The sequence below is a fragment of the Streptomyces hiroshimensis genome (assembly GCF_014650335.1).
Taxonomy (GTDB): domain Bacteria; phylum Actinomycetota; class Actinomycetes; order Streptomycetales; family Streptomycetaceae; genus Streptomyces; species Streptomyces hiroshimensis.
Window position 1 is genome coordinate 319489 of sequence record NZ_BMUT01000007.1, and the last position, 19984, is coordinate 339472.

Sequence of the window (19984 nt, forward strand, 5' to 3'; positions counted from 1 at the left end):
TGGAGGAGGAGACCCCTTCCGTGTGGCCCTGCGCCAACAGCTACGAGAGCGCTCGCGGCGTCGCCTGACGCTCCGTTCGCCGTAGAGACTGCCGGCCGTGGGCTGCCCGCGGCCGGCAGGTCGGAAGACGTCGGCAGACACCGGAAGGCACCGGAAGGCACCCGAGTCCGGGAGGGAAGGTCACCATGCTCGCTCAGGGTCATCTCGTCGCGGACCCCTTCTTCGTGGAGAGCCTCGACCGCATCGAGGACGCCGCCGACCGCTTCGCCCGCGCGGCCGGTCCGCCGCCTCCGGGCTGGCAGCGGGCCGAGCGCGGCGGCTGGGTCAACATCCACCGCCCGGAGGCCCGGCTGCCCCGGCAGGGCTGGAAGATCCACGCCTCCGCCACGGCCGCCCGGGCGGAACACGTGATCGACACGGTCTGGGACTACTGCGCCGAGCGCGGCATCTGCTTCAAGTTCCTGCGCAGCGCCACCGTCCTCAAGCAGGTCAACAGCAAGCAGGCGCCGCGCTCGGCCGGGGGCAAGCTCGTCACGGTGTACCCCTGTGGCGAGGAGGAGCTGGAGCGGACGCTGACGGACCTCTCGGCGCTGCTGCGCGGCATCGAGGGCCCGTACGTCCTGAGCGACCTGCGCTGGGACGAGGGCCCGCTGTACGTGCGCTACGGCGGCTTCAGCCTCGCCTACTGCTTCTCGCACGAGGGCGAGTACGTACCGGCGGTGGAGGGGCCCGGCGGCGTGCTCGTGCCCGATGTGCGGGGCACGTCCTTCCGGGTGCCGCCGTGGGTGGAGGCGCCCGCCTTCCTCGCCGCCCGCATCCGGGAGGCCAAGGCGAGCGCGCCGGGCGGGTTCCCGTACCGGGTGGAGAAGGCGCTGCACTTCTCGAACGGTGGCGGTGTGTACCGCGCCGTGGAGGCGGAATCCGGCAGGCGGGTCGTCCTGCGCGAGGCGCGGCCGCACGCCGGTCTGGACGACAGCGGCACGGACGCCGTCGCGCGGCTGGAGCGCGAGCATGCGGTGCTGCGGCGGCTGGCCGGCCTCGACTGTGTGCCTCAGGTGTACGCACGGACGCGGCACTGGGAGCACCACTTCCTCGTGGAGGAGCTGATCGAGGGCGAGACCCTGCAGGAGGCGGTCGGCAGGCGGCACCCGCTGTTCCGGCACGGCTCCGGCGAGGAGGAGGTCGCCGCGTACACGCGGTGGGCCTGCGACGTCCTCGGGCGGATCGAGAAGGCCGTGGCCGAACTGCACGCGCGCGGGGTCGTCTTCGGGGATCTGCAGCCCGGCAACGTCATCGTGCGCCCCGACGACAGCGTGTGCCTGGTCGACTTCGAGACGGCCTTCGCGCGGGACTCCGCCGACGCCGGCCTGCGGCCGGCCCTGGGCACGCCCGGCTTCACGGCCGCATGGGCCCGGTCAGGTCCCGCCGTCGACACATATGCGCTCGCCGCCCTCGCCCTCGCGCTGTTCTGCCCGCTGACGCCGCTGCTGCGCTTCGACCGGGACAAGTACGCGCAGCTGGCGGGCTGGGTGGAGCGGCGGTTTCCCGTACCGCCCGGCTTCGGCGAGCGGCTGCGCAGGGAGCTCGCACCGCCGGTCTCCGCAGAGGGCGCGCAGGACGCACAGGCCACACCGGGCGCACCGACCGCCCCCGTATCGTTCACAGACGAATCGTTCGCGGACGACTCGCTCTGGCCGGAGGAGCGTGCGGCCGACGGGCGGGCCGCGCTGGACTCCCTCTGCGAGGGAATCCTGGTCAGCGCGACGCCGGAGCGCGAGGACCGGTTGTTCCCCGGGGACGTACGGCAGTTCGACGAACAGGGCGCGTCGCTGGCGTTCGGCGCGGCCGGGGTGCTGCACGCCCTGTACGTCACGGGACGGGCGGACCACCCTGCGTTCGGCGAGCATGTCGACTGGCTGGTGCGGGCCTGCGAGCGCACCCGCTGGCCGCGGCCCGGGCTGTACGACGGGCTCGCCGGCATCGCCTACGTCCTGGAGGAGCTGGGCCGGCCCGGCGAGGCGCGTGAGGTGCTCACGCGGCTGGACGGGATCGGCCTCCAGGGGTGTGGTGCGGGCCTGTTCGGCGGAATCGCGGGGATCGGGCTGACCCGTCTGCACTTCGGCGAGGCGGACGAGGCGGCGCGGCTCGGCGCCCGGCTGGCGCGTGCCCTCACGGGCCGGGAGCCGATGGCGGGCAAGGCGGACGCCGCCGGCCTGACGCACGGCTGGTCGGGACCGGCGCTGCTCTTCACCGGGCTGTATGCGACGACGCGTGACCAGGAGTGGCTGCGGCACGCGGAGACCGCGCTGGCCAGGGACATCGGCCACTGCGGCGCGCCGCGCGAAGGGCAGGTCCACGTCCGGGAAGGGCAGCGGTGGCTGTCGGCCCTGGACCGCGGCAGCGCCGGAATCGCCCTCGCCCTGGACGCGTACCTGCAGCACCGCGACGACCCGCACTTCGCGCTCCTCCGCGACCGTATGCGCGACAGCCTCGGCACCGAACTCCTCCTCTCCCCCGGCCTCCTGGACGGCCAGGCGGGGCTGCTGTACGGCCTCGCCCACCTTGCCGGCCCCGACTCCGCACTGGTCCCGCACCTGCGGAGTCTGGGCCTCCACTGCGTACGGTTCCGAGGGCGGCGGGCCTTCGCGATGGACGGGCTGCTGCGCCTGTCCATGGATCTCGCCACCGGTGCCGCGGGGGTCCTGCTGGCGGTGCACACCGCGCTGGCCGGCGGCCCGGCCCGGACGCCGCGCCCGCCCCTGCCCCTGCTCCCGCTGCCGCCGACGCCGACGGCGTCACCGGATGCGCCGCTGCAGGCGGAGCTGTGAAACCCGGGTCGGCCGGGCTCCCGGCCCCGCGCTCCGACAGCCTGCGCCGCAATCGCGACTTCCAGCTGCTGTGCGCCGGGCAGGGCCTGTCGATGCTGGGCTCGGGCGCCTCGGCCGTCGCGCTGCCGCTGCTCGTCCTGCAGGCCACGCACTCGCCGTTGCACGTGGGGCTGGTGGAAGCGGTGTGGACCGGCGCGCTGGCCCTCGCCTGTCTACCGGCGGGCCCGGTCGCCGACCGCTTCGACCGCCGTACGGTCCTGCTGGTCTGCGAGACGGGCCGTGCGGCGGCGAGTGCGGCCCTGGCGGCCGCGGTCCTCACCGGTTTCTCATCACTTCCGGTGCTGCTGGCCGCGGGGGTGGTGCTGGGGTTTCTGACGGCGCCGTTCAACGCCGCGGTCCTGCCGGCGGTCCGGCAGATCGTGCCGGAGAGCAGACTGGCCACCGCTCTCGCGGTCAACCAGGTGCGGGGCCAGCTCGCGTTCCTGCTGGGGCCGGTGGCCGGGGGCGCGCTGTTCGAGGCGGGGGCGAGCTGGCCGTTCTGGCTGGACAGCGTCTCCTACGCGGTCTCCGCCGGATGCGTCGGCGCACTGCGGACGCGGACACGGCCGCCCCCACCGGAGGCCGGGCACGAGGGCCTGTGGCGGTCGTTCACCGTAGGCGTCGGCTTCCTCTGGAACGAACGCCTGCTGCGCCGGCTGACCCTGATCGCATCGGCGCAGAACTTCGTCTTCGACGGGGTGTACCTGGCGATCGTGGTGATCAGCGCGCGGCAGGGGGCGTCGGGGCTGTCCGTCGGGATGCTCACCGCCACGTCGGCGGTAGGGGCGATGGCAGGGGTGGTCCTCGCCCCGAAAGCGGGCCGGCTCCTGCCGCCTTCCAGGGTCCTGTTCGCGACCGGTGTGCTGTGCGCGCTGCTCGTCGGCGCGATGGCCCTGACGGCGAGCGCGCCGGTCCTCGCCGTCCTGCTCGCAGGCTGCACCCTGGCCGTGGCCGTCTCCGGTTCGGTGCTGACGGTCGCCCGCCTGCTGCGCACCCCGGCACACCTGCAGGGCCGGGCGAACAGCGCCATCGGACTGCTGTTCATGGCCACTCCCCCGCTCGGCTCGTCCCTGACCGGCCTCTTTCTGGACGAACTGCCCGGCTACGTCCTCTTCCTGCTCTTCGCCGCACTCCTGGCCGCCCTCGCCGCCGCGTCCCCGCGCGACGCCACCCTCGGCACAGCGGACGCCCTGGACCGTTCGAACGGTGTAGGTCACACTCGGGCGCATGCGATGGACTGACATCCAGCAGATCGCGGCGCAACTCGCCGCAAAGCACCCGGACCGCAAGCCGCTCACCGTCGAATTCCCCGAGGTCCGCGACCTGGTGGTCGGACTGGACGGGTTCGGCGACGACCCGGCCCGCTACAACGTACGCATTCTGGAGTCCATACAACTCGCGTGGAGCGACAGAAAGGGCCGACCTCCGCTGTCTTCGTAGCTTCGTAGCTTGTAGCTCCATTTCCCAGCTGCTGCCGGCCTTCGTCGCCCCATCCGCCCCTGCAGGAACACACGAACAGCGGGGCGGATGGGGACCATGCCCGCACTCGCGTACGCGGCGGGGCCGCCGTTACCACCTGCCCGCCGGTGGCGACGCGCACCGAACCGGACAACGTAGGAAAACTCCGCGCCACATCTTTGTCGCGCACCTGTCAACTTTGAGCGCGAGCTGGCACCATCCTCTCGATTCACTCCTGCATCAACGGGCAGTCCGCCCTGGGATGTCCGATCCCTCGCCGGGCCGCGGCCCGGCGCCCCTGCTAGGAGACAGAGTTGAGACGCTTCACCACCCCCCGCAGCCACACCGTCCGCACCACCGCCCTCCTCGCCTCCGCCGCCCTGTGCGCAGTCGCCGTGCAGACCGGCGTGGCCGGCGCCCAGGCCGAGAGCGGCCCGAGCGCCATGGCGGTCCGGATGACCCCCGATCAGCGGGCCTCCGAGATACGCAGCGCACAGGACAACGCCGCTGCCACCGCCGGGAAGATCGGCCTCGGCGCCAAGGAGAAGCTGGTCGTCCGGGACGTCGTCAAGGACGCGGACGGCACCGTGCACACCCGCTACGAGCGCACCTACGCCGGACTCCCCGTCCTCGGCGGCGACCTCGTCGTGCACCAGGATCCGAGCGGCCGCACCTCCGTCACCAAGTCCACCGAAGCAGCACTCTCCCTCACCTCCACCGATGCAGCGCAGCCCGCCTCCGCGGCGGCGAAGGCCGCCCTGTCGGCCGCTTCCGCGCAGCACACCACGAAGCCCTCGGCGGGCACGCCGCGCAAGGTCGTCTGGGCCTCCGCCGGCACGCCGGTCCTCGCGTACGAGACGGTCGTCGAGGGCGTGCAGCCCGACGGCACGCCGAGCGAGCTGCACGTCATCACCGACGCCGGGACCGGCGCGGAGCTCTTCCGCTACGAGGCGATCGAGACGGGCACCGGCACCAGCCAGTACAGCGGGACCGTGCCGCTCACCACGACCAAGAGCGGCAGCAGCTACCAGCTCAACGACAGCGCACGCGGCGGCCACAAGACCTACGACCTCAAACAGGGCACGTCCGGCACCGGCACGCTCTACAGCAACGCGACCGACACCTGGGCCGGCGGCCGGCTGACCGCGGGCGTCGACGCGCACTACGGCGCGGCCGTGACCTGGGACTTCTACAAGAACACCTTCGGCCGCAACGGCATCCGCAACGACGGCAAGGGCGCCTACTCGCGCGCCCACTACGGCAACAGCTACGTCAACGCGTTCTGGAACGACTCGTGCTTCTGCATGACCTACGGCGACGGGTCGGGCAACAAGAAGCCGCTCACCGCCATCGACGTCGCGGGCCACGAGATGAGCCACGGCGTCACCGCCGCGACCGCGAAGCTGGTCTACAGCGGCGAGTCCGGCGGGCTCAACGAGGCGACGTCCGACATCTTCGGCACCGCCGTCGAGTTCTACGCCAACAACTCCTCGGACGTCGGCGACTACCTCATCGGCGAGAAGATCGACATCTTCGGCAACGGCAAGCCGCTGCGCTACATGGACAAGCCCTCCAAGGACGGCAACTCCGCCGACAACTGGTCCAGCGGCGTGGGCGGCAAGGACGTCCACTACTCCTCGGGCGTCGCCAACCACTTCTTCTACCTGCTGTCCGAGGGCAGCGGCAAGAAGACCATCAACGGCGTGCAGTACGACAGCCCGACGGCCGACGGCTCCAAGGTCACCGGAATCGGCCGGGACAAGGCCGCCAAGATCTGGTACAAGGCGCTGACCTCGTACATGACGTCCAACACCAACTACAAGGCCGCGCGCACCGCGACGCTGTCGGCCGCCGGAGCGCTGTACGGCACCACGAGCACCGAGTACAAGACCGTCGGAGCGGCCTGGAGCGCGGTCAACGTCAAGTAGACCCGCGTCCTCACCACCCCGCTCGACCCGCTCACTCCGGGCCCGCCCACCTCCACGGGGCGGGCCCGGACCCCGTCCCGGAGGGCCCGGATCCCGCCATATACCCCGCTCCACATGTGCCGAGAGAATTTGCCAAAACTCTCCCCTCACAGCACTCCCATCGATTACCTTCCGTCGCAGCGATGACGCCACTGGTAATCGGGCACGGGGGGCTGGAGAGGATCGTGTGACCGGTATCGACGGGTGCCTGGCCGAGGCCATGACCATCCCGGGCGCACGGGGCGCAAGCCTCGTGGACTGGACGAGCGGGCTCGCGCTGGGCGAGGCGGGTGAAGGCCCCGGGCGCGACCACGAGAGCGCGGCCGCCGACGCCGCGGAGCTGGCCCGGCTCGCCTTCGAGAACAGCGCGTTCACCGCAGCGGACACCGCGCGGACCGGGCCCGTCGAGGACCTGATCGTCACCGCCCGCGGCAGCTACCACCTCCTCCGCTTCGTGGAGACGGAGTTCGACAGCAGCGTCTTCCTCTACCTGTGGCTGGATCGTGCCGAGGCGAACCTCGCCGTCGCCCTGTTCCGGCTCAAGGGGCTCACGGAACGGCTGGTCCTGGCATGACGGGCGGCATACCAGGCATATCAGCTGCATCAACTGCATCAGCTACAGCTACAGCTACAGCTACAGCTACAGCAGGCATACCCACCCTGGACCGGCTCGCCGCCGAAGGGGCCACCGGCGCGCTGCACGGCTGCGTCGGCGCGCTCTACCTCACCGACGGTGCCGTGGTGCACGCCGAGAGCCCGGTCGTGCCCGACATGGGGTGGCGGCTGACTGCCGGCGGACGGCTGTCCCCGGAGGCGTGGGAGGAAGCGGTCGCGGAGGGCGGGCCCGGCTACCGGGCGGGCAACCTCCTGGTGGAGCGCGGCCGGCTCAGCCGCGGCGAGCTGGAACTGTGCCATCTGAGCGCGCTGTTCGACGCCGCCTATTTCGTCCTGTCCCCGCTCGACCGCTCCCAGCACGCACCCGACCGCTTCCTCGGCGAGGCCCGCCACTGGCTCGGCCCCATCCGCCCCGTCCCCGTGCCCGTGCTCCAGCGGGAGGTCGGCCGCCGGCGGAGGCTGCTGGAGCGGGCCTGGCCGTGCCCGGAGGTCGACGCGGCGCCGGTGGTGCCCGTGAGCGACGGCGACCGGGGCGGCCCGGGCCCGGCGAGCGGGCGGCAGGCGGTGCTCGCGGCGGCCGACGGCGTCCGTACGCCGGTGCAGATCGCGCGGGCGCTGGGGCGTTCGGCCTTCGCCACCCTCCTCGACGTGCGGCGGCTGGCGGCCGCCGGCCTGGTCCGCACGCCCCGCGCGGACGCCCCGGCCCTGCCGGGACCGCCGCCTCCCACCGCTCCGGAGATCTCCCTGCTGTACCGGATCCGCGACGCTCTGGAGGCTCTGTGACCCCCTGTCCGACCGGCACGACCGTGCCGTACGCCGCCCTGCACCTGCCGATCCCATGATGAGGCGCGCTTTCAGACAGCTCGCCGGAAGGAGACAGCCGATGACCGCCGCACCCGAGGTGCTCACCGAGCTCCAGGGGTTACGCGCCCGGGTCCCGCACCTGACCGGGGCGATGGTGGCCAGCACCGACGGGCTGGTGATCGCGCACCTGGTCACCGGCATGGAGCCGGACGGCGTGGCCGCGCTGACGGCAGCGGCGCTCGGAGTGGGCGCGCGGCTGACGGACGCCGTGGGCCACGGCGGCTTCCGCGAACTGCTCGTCAGCGGCGAGCGCGGCTACGTGGCGACGTACGCGGCCGGCTCCTCCTGCGTACTGACGCTCCTGGCCTCGGCCGACGCCAACGTCGGCCGGCTGAACCTGGAGGCCCGCAGAGCCGGGGCCCGCATCGCCCCCTTGATCGACGGAGCCCTGGAGCGCCCGCGCCAGGCGCCCGTCCCGCCCCCTCCCCGGACCTCCCCTCCCCGAATACCCCCGTCCCGTACACCCCGTCCCGACAACCAGAGCGGAGTCACCTCATGACGAACACCGAAACGGCCCTCAAGGACGCGATGAGCTCGATCGAGGGCGCCCTCGGCGCGGCCCTCGTCGACTACGGCAGCGGCATGGCGCTGGGCACCCTCGGCGGATCCCAGTCCCTCGACCTCAACGTGGCCGCGGCGGGCAACACGGATGTGGTCCGGGCCAAGCTGCGGACGATGGAGATGCTCAACATCCAGGACTCCATCGAGGACATCCTCATCACGCTCAGCGGGCAGTACCACCTGATCCGCCTGCTGACCGGCCGCGGCGGCAGCGGTCTCTTCCTGTACCTCGTACTGGACGCCCGGCGCGCCAACCTGGCGATGGCGCGCCACCAGCTCAAGCGGATCGAGGCGGAACTGGAGGTGTAGCGGCGGTCCTAGCCGCGGTTGCCGCTCCCGTTGCGGTCCAGCAGCGAGATGCGCTCCGCGATGTGCGACAGCGGGTTGTTGCCGTTGGCGGTCACCGAACCCCTGGTGCACTGCTGCTGCTCCTGCGACGTGAGCACCGGGACGTCCTGCAACCCGACGTTGACGAGCAGCGGGAGGACGGACTGCCCGCCGATCTTGCCGACGCCGATGCAGAGGTCGTTGAGCGAGTCCTGGACCGCGGTCGTCTGCGGGCTCATGTAACCGCCGGTGACCGTTTCACCGAAGCCGGTTCGCGCGCCGTTGGCGTTGGCCACCTCCCGGCCGTCGCCGGCGGCCGCCGCGGGCGCGGCGATCATGCCGACCGCCGAGGCCGTCAAGGCCGTTGCGGCCATCACCTTCTTCAGCACTTCTGCACCTTTCGCTCAGTCCGCGCCCTCGGGGGAACGCCCGCGGGGGAACGCGCCCTGAGTAACTCCCCCATGCCGTAAATGTTCCGGATTGTCACCCATTCGACCTCCGCCCGACGCCGGGCGCTTGCCTTCACCATGCGTAGTCGACAAGATGCGGTGCGTCACCAACCGTGCGGGCTCGTCGGTGGAGCCCGGTCCGCCAGGAAAGGTCGTACGCGTGCATCCGGAGGGCTCAGAGGGTTCGGCGGAGAACGACCGGGCCGTGGCCGTCGTCGGGGCGGCCTGCCGTCTGCCCGGGGGCATCAGCGACCTCGCGGGGTTGTGGGAGGCCCTGGAGCAGGGGCGGGACCTGATCACGCGGGTGCCCGATGACCGCTTCGAGACGGCCCGCTTCGTGGACGAATCGGCGCGGCGCGCAGGCAAGAGCTACACCGCGGCGGGCGGTTTCCTGGACGACGTCGCGGGCTTCGACGCCGGCTACTTCGGCATCTCGCCCAGGGAAGCCGCGCAGATGGACCCCCAGCAGCGGATGCTCCTGGAGATGACGGCCGAGGCCCTCGACGACGCCGCGATCGACCCGGCCGCGCTGGCCGGCTCGGACACCGCCGTGTACGTAGGGGTCTCCGACGCCTCCTACGGCGCACAGCAGATGCTGCGGATCGAGGGGGTCGACGCCTACACGATGACGGGCGGCGCGGCGTCGATCGCGGCGAACCGCATCTCGTACGCCTTCGACCTGCGCGGCCCGAGCATGGCCGTCGACACCGCATGCTCCTCGGCGCTCGTGGCGCTGGACCGGGCCTGCCGGACGCTGCGCGAGGGCACCAGCCGTACGGCCGTCTCCGCCGGCGTCAACGTGCTGCTCAGCCCTTACCCGTACGTCGGCTTCTCGCAGGCGTCGATGCTCTCGCCGCACGGCAGGTGCGCGTCGTTCTCGGCCGCGGCCGACGGCTACGTGCGGGCCGAGGGCGGCGGGGTCGTCGTCCTGAAGCTGCTGCGGGACGCGCTGGCCGACGGCGACCGCATCCACGGGGTGATCCTGGCGTCGGCCGCCAACAGCGACGGCAGGACGGCTGGGCTGGCGCTGCCGAACCCGCGGGCGCAGGAAGCCCTGTTGACGTCGGTGTACGAGCAGGCGGGCGTCGATCCCGACGACGTCGTCTACCTGGAGGCGCACGGCACCGGGACACCTGCCGGGGACCCGGCCGAGTGCGAGGCCATCGGCCGGGCGCTGGGGGCGCGCCGCCGCACGGGGGCCCTGCCGATCGGCTCGGTCAAGTCCAACCTGGGCCATCTCGAACCGGCTTCGGGGATGGCCGGGCTGTTCAAGGCGCTCCTGGTGCTCCGGCACGGCCGGATCCCCGCTTCCCTGCACGCCCTGCCGCTCAACCCGGGCATCGACTTCGAGGGCCTGGGGCTCGCTCCGGCCACGGAGGCCCGCCCGGTCGGCGAGGCGCAGGGGCAGGGGCGGCCGGTCGTGGGCGTCAACTCGTTCGGTTTCGGGGGTGCCAACGCCCACGCCGTCGTCGCGGCCGCACCGGCTGCCCCGCGGCGCGCCCGGCATGCCGCGGGCCGGGCGCGCACGCTGCCGTTCGTGGTCTCCGCCCGTACGCCGGAGGCGCTCGCGCAGGCGGCGGCACGGACGGCGGAGCGGCTGGCGCAGACGGGGCCGGACGACTTCTACGATCTCGCGCACACCAGTTGCGCCCGGCGCGGGAAGCACCCGTACCGGGCGGCCGTTCTGGCGGACGGGCCGCAGGAGGCGGCGCAGGCCCTGGGGCGGCTGGCCCGCCGCTCCGCGCTCCCCCCGCAGCCGGCGCCGGCGGGCCCGGCCGCAGAGGCCGTCACCGGCGAGGCGGTCCGGCAGGGACGGATCGCGTTCGCGTTCTCCGGCAACGGCTCCCAGTGGGCGGGCATGGGGGCCGACTTGCTCGCCGCGGAGCCCGCCTTCCGGGCGGCCGTGGAGGCCGTGGACGAGGTGCTGGCCCCGCGGCTGGGCTGGTCGGTGGTGCGGGAGCTGACGCAGGCCTCGCCCGGGCGCCTGAAGGCCACGGAGGTGGCCCAGCCGCTGCTGTTCACGCTGCAGACCGGCGTGGTGGCCGTGTTGCGCGCCCACGGCATCACGCCGTCGGCCGTGCTGGGCCACAGCGTCGGAGAGGTCGCGGCGGCGTACGCGGCCGGGGCGCTGACCCTCGACCAGGCGGCGTGGGTGATCGCCGAACGCAGCCGGGCCCAGGCGGCGGTGGCCGGGTGCGGGCGGATGGCGGCCGTCGGCATGTCCCGGGAGCAGGCCGCCGACCTGCTGGCCGGATACCCGGGGCTGGAGATCGCCGGCGTCAACACCCGGCGGGACGTGACGGTCGCCGGTCCCCAGAAGCAGCTCTACCGGCTGCTGGGGGACCTGGCCGGGCAGAGCGTGGTGTGTGCCGAACTCGACCTGGACCACGCCTTCCACAGCGCCGCCATGGACCCGCTGCGTGAGCCCCTGCACGAGGCCCTCGCGGGCCTGAGCCCGTCCCCGGTACGCGTGCCCCTGCTGTCCACCGTCACCGGCGAGCCGCTGGAGGGGCCCGAGCTGGACGCGGACTACTGGTGGCGCAACGTCCGCGAACCGGTGCTGTTCGCGGACGCCGTCGAGCAGGCACTCGGCCGGGGCGCCGACGTCTTCCTGGAGGTCGGGCCGCAGCCGGTGCTGCAGAGCTACCTGCGGCGCATCACCGCCGCCCACGACGCGCCCGGGCTGCGGGCGGTCACCCGTACCCTGCGCAAGGGCGACGACGGCGTGCGCGCGCTGCACACTGCGGTGGCCTCCCTGCTCGCGGCCGGTGCCGAGGCCGACTGGAGTGCGCGTTTCCCGCGCCCGGGGCGGGTGGCCTCGCTGCCCGCCTACCCCTGGCAGCGCGAACGGCACTGGAGCGGCGGCCCTGAGTCCTGGGTGCGCAGCAGCGGCGAGGGCCGTACGGAGCACCCGCTGCTGGGCGAGCGCATGCCGGCGCCGCTGCCGGTGTGGCACGGGGCGGTCGAGCCGGCCCGGCTGCCGTGGGTGGCCGACCACCGGCTCGCCGGGTCCGTCGTCATGCCCGCGACCGCCTACGTGGAGATGGCGCTGGCGGCGGGCCGCCAGGTGCTGGACACCGCGGTGGAGGCCGACCATCTCGAGTTCGTCCGGCCGCTGTTCGTGCCGTGGGGCGAGCCGGGCACGGTGCACACGCAGGTGTCGTTCGACCCCGAGGACGGGGTGGTGCTGATCAGCAGCACGGACGACCAGGTCACGGCGCAGCGCAGGCACGCGCGCGGGCGCGTGCGTGCCCGGTGGGGGCAACCCCCGGCCCCGGTCGACCTGGCCGGGGCCCGGGCCCGGTGCGGCCGCCGTGTGGGCGGCGAGGAGCACTACCGGCAGGTCGGTGAGGCCGGCCTCGGCTACGGCCCGTCCTTCCAGGTGCTCACCGAACTGTGGGCGGGCGAGGGCGAGGTCGTCGCCGCCTACGGCGATCCCGGGCCGCTGGAGGGGCTCGGGGTCAGCCCGGCCCTGCTGGACGGGGCGGTGCAGACGGGGGCGCCCCTGCTGGACGACGAGATCCTCGCGGGCTACACGTATCTGCCCGCGGCGATGGATGCGGTGCGCGTGTGGCGCAGCCCGGCGCCCAAGGGTGCGGTGCATGTGCGCGAGCGGGGCCGGACGGCGACCGAGGTGTGCTGGGACATCACCGTCACCGACGAGGACGGCACGGTCGCGGTGGAGCTGAAGGGTTGCCGCATGCGGCGCCTGACCGGGGCGCGGCGCACGCCGGTGACCCGCCAGGAGACGGTGCTGCGCGCCGCACCCCGGCCCGGCGCTCCGCAGGGGACCGGGCCCGTGGCGGCCCCGCAGGAGATCGCCGAGCGGGCCGCGGGCCGGATCCTGGCCCTGCGCCGCGACTGGCGCGCGGCCGGATACCCGCGCTTCGCCGCCCGGTTGCAGCAGGCTGCGGCCCACGCCTATGCGACCGCGCTCCCCGGGCTGCTGCCGGAGGGGGAGGGCTCGTTCACGGTGGGCGACCTGGTCGCGGGCGGGATGCTGCCGAGGCACCGGCAGGCGATGGAGCTGATGCTGACCGCCATGACGCAGTACGGGCTGGTGCGGCAGGATCCGGACGGCCGCTGGCTGCGGGAGGCCGCGCCCCGGTGCGCGATCGGCATGCTGCGCGAGGCGCTGCGGGACCAGCCCGCGTTCTCCACCGAACTGACGCTGGTCGTACGCCAATTCCTCCACCTCGGCGACGTCCTGCGCGGCACGCGCGACCCGCTGGACCTGCTGGGGGTCGAGGGCGCCACGTCGTCCCTCGAACAGCTCTACGACGTCGCGCCGGTGCTGCGCTTCCACAACCGTGTCGCGCAGGCCCTGGTGCGGGAGATCGTGGCGAGCCTGCCGGACGACCGCCCGCTGCGGGTGCTGGAGATCGGTGCGGGCACCGGCGGGACCACCGCGGCCCTGCTGCCCCTCCTTCCGGCCGGCCGCACCCGCTATCTCTTCACGGACGTGTCGTCGTCGTTCTTCGCACGGGCCCGGCAGCGCTTCGCCGCGTACGACTTCGTGGACTACCGCGCCTTCGACGTCGACGCCGACCCCGCGGGCCAGGATCTGCCCGGCGGCGGATTCGACCTGGTGATCGCCGCCAACTCCCTGCACACGAGCACCGATCTGGAAGCGGCCGTGCGCCGGGTGGCGGCGCTCACCGCCCCGGGCGGCCGGCTGCTGATGCTGGAGAGCCACGACCCGCTGTTCCTGCTGCCCTTCTTCGGCACGCTGGAGAGCTTCTGGAACCGCACGGACACCGGGCTGCGGCCCCGCTCGCCCCTGCTCGGCCGCGAGGAGTGGGCCGAGCTTCTCGCGCGGTGCGGATTCACCGGCACCGTACGGACCGGTGACGACGCCGAGCCCGCCTGCGAGGACTTCTCCGTCTTCCTGTCCGCCCGCGCCGACCGTCCCGTGCGGCCCCCCGCGCTGCCCGCTGCCGGCATCGGCACCGCCTGGGTCCTGGCGTCCGAGGCCCCGGAGGAGGACGGGCTGGTGGGGGCCACGGCGGGCCTGCTGCGTGCGGCCGATGCCGTCGAGGTGCACACCACCGTGGCCGGCGAGGACCCGGACGCGTGGGCGCCGTTGCTGTCCCGGGAGACGGTGATCGTCCTGGTGCTGGCCCCGGCCGGCGCCGACGACCCCGTCGAGGTGGTGGAGCGGGCGACCCGGCGCAGCGCGGTGCTGCGCGCCCTGGCGGTGGCGTGCGGGCGGCTGCACGGTAGCGAGAGCATCTCCCTGTGGCTGGTGACGCGCCCCTGCGGAGCCGTACCGGAGCCCGGACCGGCCGATTCCTCGCCCGCCGATGCCGCCGCGTGGGGCATGGCGCAGTGCTTCGGCAACGAGCAGGCGGCGCTGACGACGCGGCGGCTGTCCCTGGCACGATGCGGCGACACGGCGGCCGACGCCGACCGTCTCGCCCGGGAGCTCCTCGCCCCGTCGGACGAGAGCGAGGTCGTCCTGACGCGTGGCGGCGGCCGGTTCGTCCCGCGCGACCGGGACTTCCCCCGGCCCCTCGTGCCCTCCTCCGCGGTCGGCGCCTTCGCCCTGGAGGTCCGCGAGCCCGGGCTGTCCTTCCGGCCGGCCTGGGTGGAGACGCCGCGGCCGGCGCCGGGCCCCGGGCAGGTCCTGATCGCCGTGCGGGCGGCGGCGCTGAACTACCGCGACGTGGTCCTGGCCACCGGTGCCCTGGCCGGCGAGGACTCCGCCGACGGGCGTTTCGAGGCGGCGTACGGGCTGGAGTGCGCGGGGACGGTCACGGCCGTCGGACCGGGCGTCACAGGGATCGCCGTGGGCGAGTGGGTGTTCGCCAGCGGCTCGGACTGCCTGGCCTCGCACATGGTCACCTCCGCGGACGCCGTGGCCCGGATCCCCGACGGGACGGGCTTCGCCGAGGCGGCCACCCTGCCCGCGGTCTTCCTGACCGTCCACTACGGCCTGGGCTGGCAGGCCGGGTTGTCGGCCGGGGAGACCGTGCTCGTGCACGGCGGGGCGGGGGGCGTGGGGCTCGCGGCCCTGCAGTACGCGCGGCTGCACGGCGCGCAGGTCATCGCCACGGCCGGCAGCCCCGCCAAGCGCGACCTCCTGCGCGCCCTGGGTGTCGAACACGTCCTGGACTCGCGCAGCCTGGCCTTCGCCGGCCGGGTGCGGGAGCTGACCGGCGGGCGCGGCGTCGACGTCGTCCTCAACTCCCTCGCGGGCGAGGCGGTTTCCCGCAGCCTGGAGCTGCTCCGGCCGGGCGGCCGCTTCGTCGAGCTCGGCAAGCGCGATATCCTGGAGAACAACCGGCTGCTGCTGCGCCCCTTCGAGCGCGATCTCGCCTTCTTCGGTGTCAACCTCCTCGCGCTGCTGGCCGACCCCGGGCGGGCGGCCTCCCTGTTCGCCGAGGTCAAGGAGCGCATCCAGGCAGGGGATTACCGTCCGCTGCCGCACACGGTCTTCCCCGCCGCCCGCGCCGAGGAGGCCTTCCGCCTCCTGCAGCACTCCCGGCACATCGGCAAGGTCGTCGTCTCCTTCGACCCGCTCGACGAGCCCGCCCTGGTCGAACCCCTGGCCCGCGCCCCGCGCTTCGACCCCGGCGCCACCTACCTCGTCACCGGAGGCCTCGGCGGCTACGGCGCGGCCACCGCGCACTGGCTCGCCGACCACGGCGCGCGCCACCTGGCCCTCGTCGGACGCAGGGGGGCGCGGACCCCGGGCTGCGAGGTGCTGCTCGCCGATCTGGAGAAGCGCGGCGTGCGCGCCGTGCCCTACGCGGCGGACGTCGCCGATCTGCCCTCCATGCGGCGTGTGGTGGAGGAGATCGACGCGGGCGGACACCGGCTGCGCGGCGTGGTGCACTGCGCGATGCACCTCGACGACGCCCCGCTGGAAGAGCTCACCGACGACCGGTTCCGCGCCGTGCTGGCCCCCAAGGCCGGGGGCGCGGCCGTGCTCGACGCGCTCACGCGCGGCCGGGAGGACCTGGAGCTGTTCCTGATGTTCTCCTCCGTCGCCGCACGCGTCGGGCAGGTCACCCAGGCCCCCTACGCCGCGGGCAACCTCTTCCTCGAAGCTATGGTCCGCCGGCGCCGGCGCGACGGCGAGGCAGGGCTGGCCGTGGGCTGGGGCGCCCTCGGCGGTACCGGCTACGTGGCCCGCAACGGCCTCGCCCGCGCCCTGGAGAGCGGCGGCCTGGAGACGCTCTCCCCGCGCGAGGTGTTCGACGCGGCCGGCGTACTGCTGAGCGACGGCACGGAGGTCGCGGGGGCCGGCCGGTACAACTGGGCGCGGCTGCGCGGCTGCCTGCCCGCGCTCGACGCGCCCCGGTACCGGCAGCTGGTTCCCGAGCCCGACGAGGAGACCGGCCGTACCCACGAGGAGATCGTGCAGGCCCTGTCGGCGATGAGCCCCGCGGACGCCCTGCACGCGCTGGCCGGGAACCTCGTACGGATCCTGGCCGACATCCTCCACCTCGACCCCGGCCGTATCGACCCGTCCCGGCGGCTGGAGGACTACGGCGTGGACTCCCTCATGGCCGCCGAGCTCCTCGCCACGCTGCGGCGGCGCTTCGACGTCCAGGTGCCGCCCATGGAGCTGATGCGCAGCGGCGGCACGGTCCTCGACATGGCGCGCATCGTGCAGCTGCGGCTGGGCCTGGGCGCCGGCACGGCCGCCCTGCAGCCCGCTGCTCCTGACAGCGGGTCCGCGGCCGCGCCCCGGCCCGGCGTGCCCACGCAGCCCGGCCCGGCCGCGGACCCGGCGGGCCAGGCGCCGTGCTGACGTCCCTGGCCCGCTACTGCGCCCGCCGCCGCCGGCCGGTCCTCGTCCTGGCCGCGCTCGCCGCCGTGGCCTGCGCCCTGCTCGGGCACGGGGTGGCGTCCCGGCTGGCGAGTGGCGGCTGGACGGCGCCGGGCTCGCCCTCGGCCCGCGCCGAGGCCCTGCTGACGGACCGTTTCCACGCGGGCGCGCCCGATGTCGTGCTGCTGGCCCGGGCGCAGGACTCCGTGGACGCTCCCGCGGCGCGTGCGGCAGGCCTGGCCCTGGCCGGCCGCCTGTGCCGCGAGCCCGGGGTGACCGGTGTCGACTCCTACTGGACCGGCCCGGTCGCCCGCGGCTCGTGTCCTACGACTCCTACGACGGGAGGCGGCAGGGCGCCGGGAGGCGGTGCCGATGTGGACGATGCCGCGCTGCGCTCGGACGATGCCCGGACCGCGCTCGTGGCGGTGCGCCTGGACGGGGACGGGCGCACCGGCCGGGCGGCCGTCGAGCGCCTGTTGCCGGCCGTCACCGCGCCGCACGGCCCTCTGCAGGTGCAGGCGACCGGGCATGCCGTCCTCGACCGCGCCCTGGAGCGCTACAGCGAGCGGGACCTGCTGCGTACTGAACTGATCGCCCTTCCCGCCACGTTGCTGCTGCTCGTGTTCGTCTTCGGGAGCGTGGCCGCGGCCTGCCTGCCGCTCGCGGTGGGCGCGGTCGCCGTGGCCGGAACGCTGGCCGTGCTGCGGGGCCTGACCGCCGTGACCGAGGTGTCGACGTTCGCGCTGAACCTCACGGGCGCCGTCGGCCTCGCGCTGTCCGTCGACTACAGCCTCTACCTGGTGGCGCGCTACCGCGAGGAGATCGCCTCCGGAAGCCCGCCGGAGGCCGCTCTGGAGGGAGCGGTGCGGTCGGCCGGGCGGATCGTCGTCGTCTCGGCGGCGGCCGTGGCGCTGTGCCTGCTCGGCCTGCTGGCGTTCCCGCTGTACTTCCTGCGGTCGTTGGCCTACGCCGGGGTCAGCGTGGTGCTGCTCGCGGCGCTCGCCGCCCTGGTGCTCGTCCCCGCGGCGCTGGCCTGCTTCCCCCGGGCGATCGGCCGGGGCGACCTGTTCGCGCGCTGGCGCAGGGCGCCGGGCCGCGCCGGGGGCGGATGGCGGCGGCTGGCCCTGCGCGTGATGCGCCGTCCCCTGCTCGTCACGGCGCTCGCCACCGGGGTGCTGCTCGTCCTCGCGCTCCCCTTCCGTCAGGTCGTGTTCGGTTTCAGCGACGACCGGGTCCTGCCCCGCGACGCCCCCGAGGTGCGGGCGACCCAGGCCCTGCGGGACGGCTTCCCTCAGCTGCGCAACCCCGTCGAGGTGGCCCTGCCCGGGTGGCGGCCCGACCGTCCCGGGCGCATCGCGGAGCTGGACGCGTACGCCCGGCGGCTGTCGGCCCTCCCGGGCGTCCAGGGGGTACGGACCGCGACCGGCTCGTACGTCCTGGGCCAGGACGTCCCCCTCGCCTGCCCGGCCGAGGCCTCCCCCGCGCACGGCACGCTGCCGGGCTGCCCGGCCCTGCGCCACTTCACCTCGCCGGCGGGCACCTGGCTGGCGGTCAGCGGCGCGGCGGAGCCGTACGCCCCCGCGTCCACCGCGCTCGTCGCCCGGCTGCAGGCGGCCCGGGCGCCGACGCCTGCGGCGCCGCTCGTCGGCGGGCCCACGGCGCAGTTCCGGGACGCCCGGGACACCCTCGCGCAGCGGCTGCCGTGGGCGCTGGGGGCGATGGCCGTCGCCACGTTCGTGCTGCTCCTGGCCTTCACCCGGAGCGTGTTCCTGCCCCTGAAGGCGCTCGCGGTCAACCTGCTCAGCCTGACTGCGACGTTCGGCGCGATGGTGTTCGTCTTCCAGCAGGGACACTTGAAGTGGCTGGTGGGGGACTTCACGGCCACGGGCACGGTCAGCGTCGTCATGCCCGTCGTCGCGTTCTGCCTCGCCTTCGGGCTGTCCCTGGACTACGAGATCCTGCTGCTGGCCCGGATCGGCGAGGCCCACGCCCGCACCGGCGACACCGTACGGGCGACGGCCGCCGGGCTCCAGGCGGCGGGGCCGCTGTTCACCGCGTCCGCCGCGCTCGTCCTGACGGTGCTGCTCGCCCTCGCCACGGCCGAGGTCGCCCTGATGAAGCTCCTCGCCGTCACGACCGCCCTGTCGGTCGTGCTGGACGCCGCGGTGATCCGCCCGCTCCTCGTACCGGCCGTCATGCGGCTCGCCGGCCGCGCCAACTGGTGGATGCCGGCGCTGCCCCGGCGCGCCGCGCGCACCGTACTGCCACAGCCGTCGCCGTCCCCCGAAACGGCCGGCGCGTCACGCCTCGGCACCTCCGGCGCTTCCAGCACCTCCCGGAACAAGGAGCGTTCATGACCGACTCCACGACCGAACCCCATGGCCCACTCCATGGCCGAGGAGCCCTCGTGACCCCCGCCCGGCCCGTCCCGCTCGCCCGGCGCCTCCTGACGATCACGGTGTCCGCCCTCCTCGCCCTCGGCACGACGGCCGCCGCCGGGCGGACCCAGGAGGCCACCGCGCAGGCGCCGGGCACCCGTCTCACGTGCTCCGTGCGGACGGTGCCGGGCAGGCCGCTGACGTTCAGCCCGCCGCTCGGGGCCATGGCGCGACCGGTCACCGCCACCGGGGCCGTGCTGCTGGACGGCTGCTCCTCGCCGGACGGGAGCGCGCCGCGCATCGCCTCCGGCCGGCTCGACTTCCGCGGCAGCGGGCGGGCGAGCTGTACGCGCGTGACCGGCGCCCGGGGGACGGGCCGGCTCGTCTGGTACGGCGCAGCCGGCCGCCAGGGCCGGGCCCTGGGCACGTCGGCGCTCACGCTCACCCCGCACCCGGGCGCCTCCTCCGTCGCCGCGGGCTTCCTGTCCGGCACGGTCGCGTCCGGGATGCTCGCCCACCGGCAGGTCACGGGGCACGTCTCCGCCGCGGGCACCAGCCGCTGCCTCACCCGGGGGCTGCCGGCGGTCGAGGCCGCGGGCCGCGTCTCCTTCTCCTGAACGCTCTCCGTGCGCGCCGCCCCTGAACGATCTTCCTACGTGATACGGCAGTTCACGGGGGAGGCGGCCCGCCCCGGGGTAGCGGCGCGTGCGGTTCCGGCGGC

General features: G+C 74.4%; 12 protein-coding genes. 11 read left to right on the plus strand and 1 reads right to left on the minus strand.

All coding sequences use genetic code 11. The features are described 5' to 3' along the window. Positions 1-185 precede the first annotated feature (185 nt). The 8 genes from lanKC to IE241_RS18380 all read left to right on the plus strand — a co-directional run bounded on the left by lanKC (position 186) and on the right by IE241_RS18380 (position 8641). Positions 186-2828, plus strand: coding sequence for a class III lanthionine synthetase LanKC (gene lanKC, locus IE241_RS18345; RefSeq protein WP_190022837.1), 2643 nt, complete (start codon positions 186-188; stop codon positions 2826-2828). Beyond that, on the plus strand, positions 2825-4108 hold the full coding sequence (locus tag IE241_RS18350) for an MFS transporter (RefSeq protein WP_190022838.1): 1284 nt from the start codon (positions 2825-2827) through the stop codon (positions 4106-4108). Before lanKC ends, IE241_RS18350 begins: the two co-directional genes overlap by 4 nt. Further along, the gene (gene iscX / locus IE241_RS18355) at positions 4095-4307 is read left to right on the plus strand and encodes a Fe-S cluster assembly protein IscX (RefSeq protein WP_190022839.1); all 213 of its coding nucleotides are present in this window, start codon (positions 4095-4097) and stop codon (positions 4305-4307) included. Before IE241_RS18350 ends, iscX begins: the two co-directional genes overlap by 14 nt. 332 nt (positions 4308-4639) lie before the next feature. Beyond that, the gene (locus IE241_RS18360) at positions 4640-6253 is read left to right on the plus strand and encodes a M4 family metallopeptidase (protein WP_190022840.1); all 1614 of its coding nucleotides are present in this window, start codon (positions 4640-4642) and stop codon (positions 6251-6253) included. A gap of 226 nt (positions 6254-6479) precedes the next feature. Continuing rightward, a complete protein-coding gene (locus IE241_RS18365; RefSeq protein ID WP_190022841.1) occupies positions 6480-6866 on the plus strand; it encodes a hypothetical protein in 387 nt (128 codons plus the stop codon). Next, entirely contained in the window at positions 6863-7690 is an 828-nt protein-coding gene (locus tag IE241_RS18370; protein ID WP_229899461.1) for a transcriptional regulator, read from the plus strand. The genes IE241_RS18365 and IE241_RS18370 overlap by 4 nt, the downstream gene beginning before the upstream one ends. Positions 7691-7790: 100 nt before the next feature. Continuing rightward, positions 7791-8270 (plus strand): roadblock/LC7 domain-containing protein, encoded by a 480-nt coding sequence (locus IE241_RS18375; protein ID WP_229899463.1) that lies wholly within the window; start codon positions 7791-7793, stop codon positions 8268-8270. Next, entirely contained in the window at positions 8267-8641 is a 375-nt protein-coding gene (locus tag IE241_RS18380) for a hypothetical protein (RefSeq protein WP_190022843.1), read from the plus strand. Before IE241_RS18375 ends, IE241_RS18380 begins: the two co-directional genes overlap by 4 nt. An 8-nt stretch (positions 8642-8649) precedes the next feature. On the opposite strand, the gene IE241_RS18385 is transcribed toward IE241_RS18380, so the two are convergent. Next, entirely contained in the window at positions 8650-9048 is a 399-nt protein-coding gene (locus tag IE241_RS18385; protein WP_190022844.1) for a rodlin, read from the minus strand. Positions 9049-9268: 220 nt separating this feature from the next. Between IE241_RS18385 and IE241_RS18390 the strand changes: the two genes are divergently transcribed. The 3 genes from IE241_RS18390 to IE241_RS18400 are packed head-to-tail and all read left to right on the plus strand — an operon-like array spanning position 9269 to position 19880. After that, positions 9269-16867 (plus strand): type I polyketide synthase, encoded by a 7599-nt coding sequence (locus IE241_RS18390; protein WP_229899466.1) that lies wholly within the window; start codon positions 9269-9271, stop codon positions 16865-16867. After that, the gene (locus IE241_RS18395) at positions 16861-19242 is read left to right on the plus strand and encodes an MMPL family transporter (RefSeq protein ID WP_190022845.1); all 2382 of its coding nucleotides are present in this window, start codon (positions 16861-16863) and stop codon (positions 19240-19242) included. Before IE241_RS18390 ends, IE241_RS18395 begins: the two co-directional genes overlap by 7 nt. Before the next feature lie 50 nt (positions 19243-19292). Further along, positions 19293-19880 (plus strand): hypothetical protein, encoded by a 588-nt coding sequence (locus IE241_RS18400; protein WP_190022846.1) that lies wholly within the window; start codon positions 19293-19295, stop codon positions 19878-19880. Positions 19881-19984 lie beyond the last annotated feature (104 nt).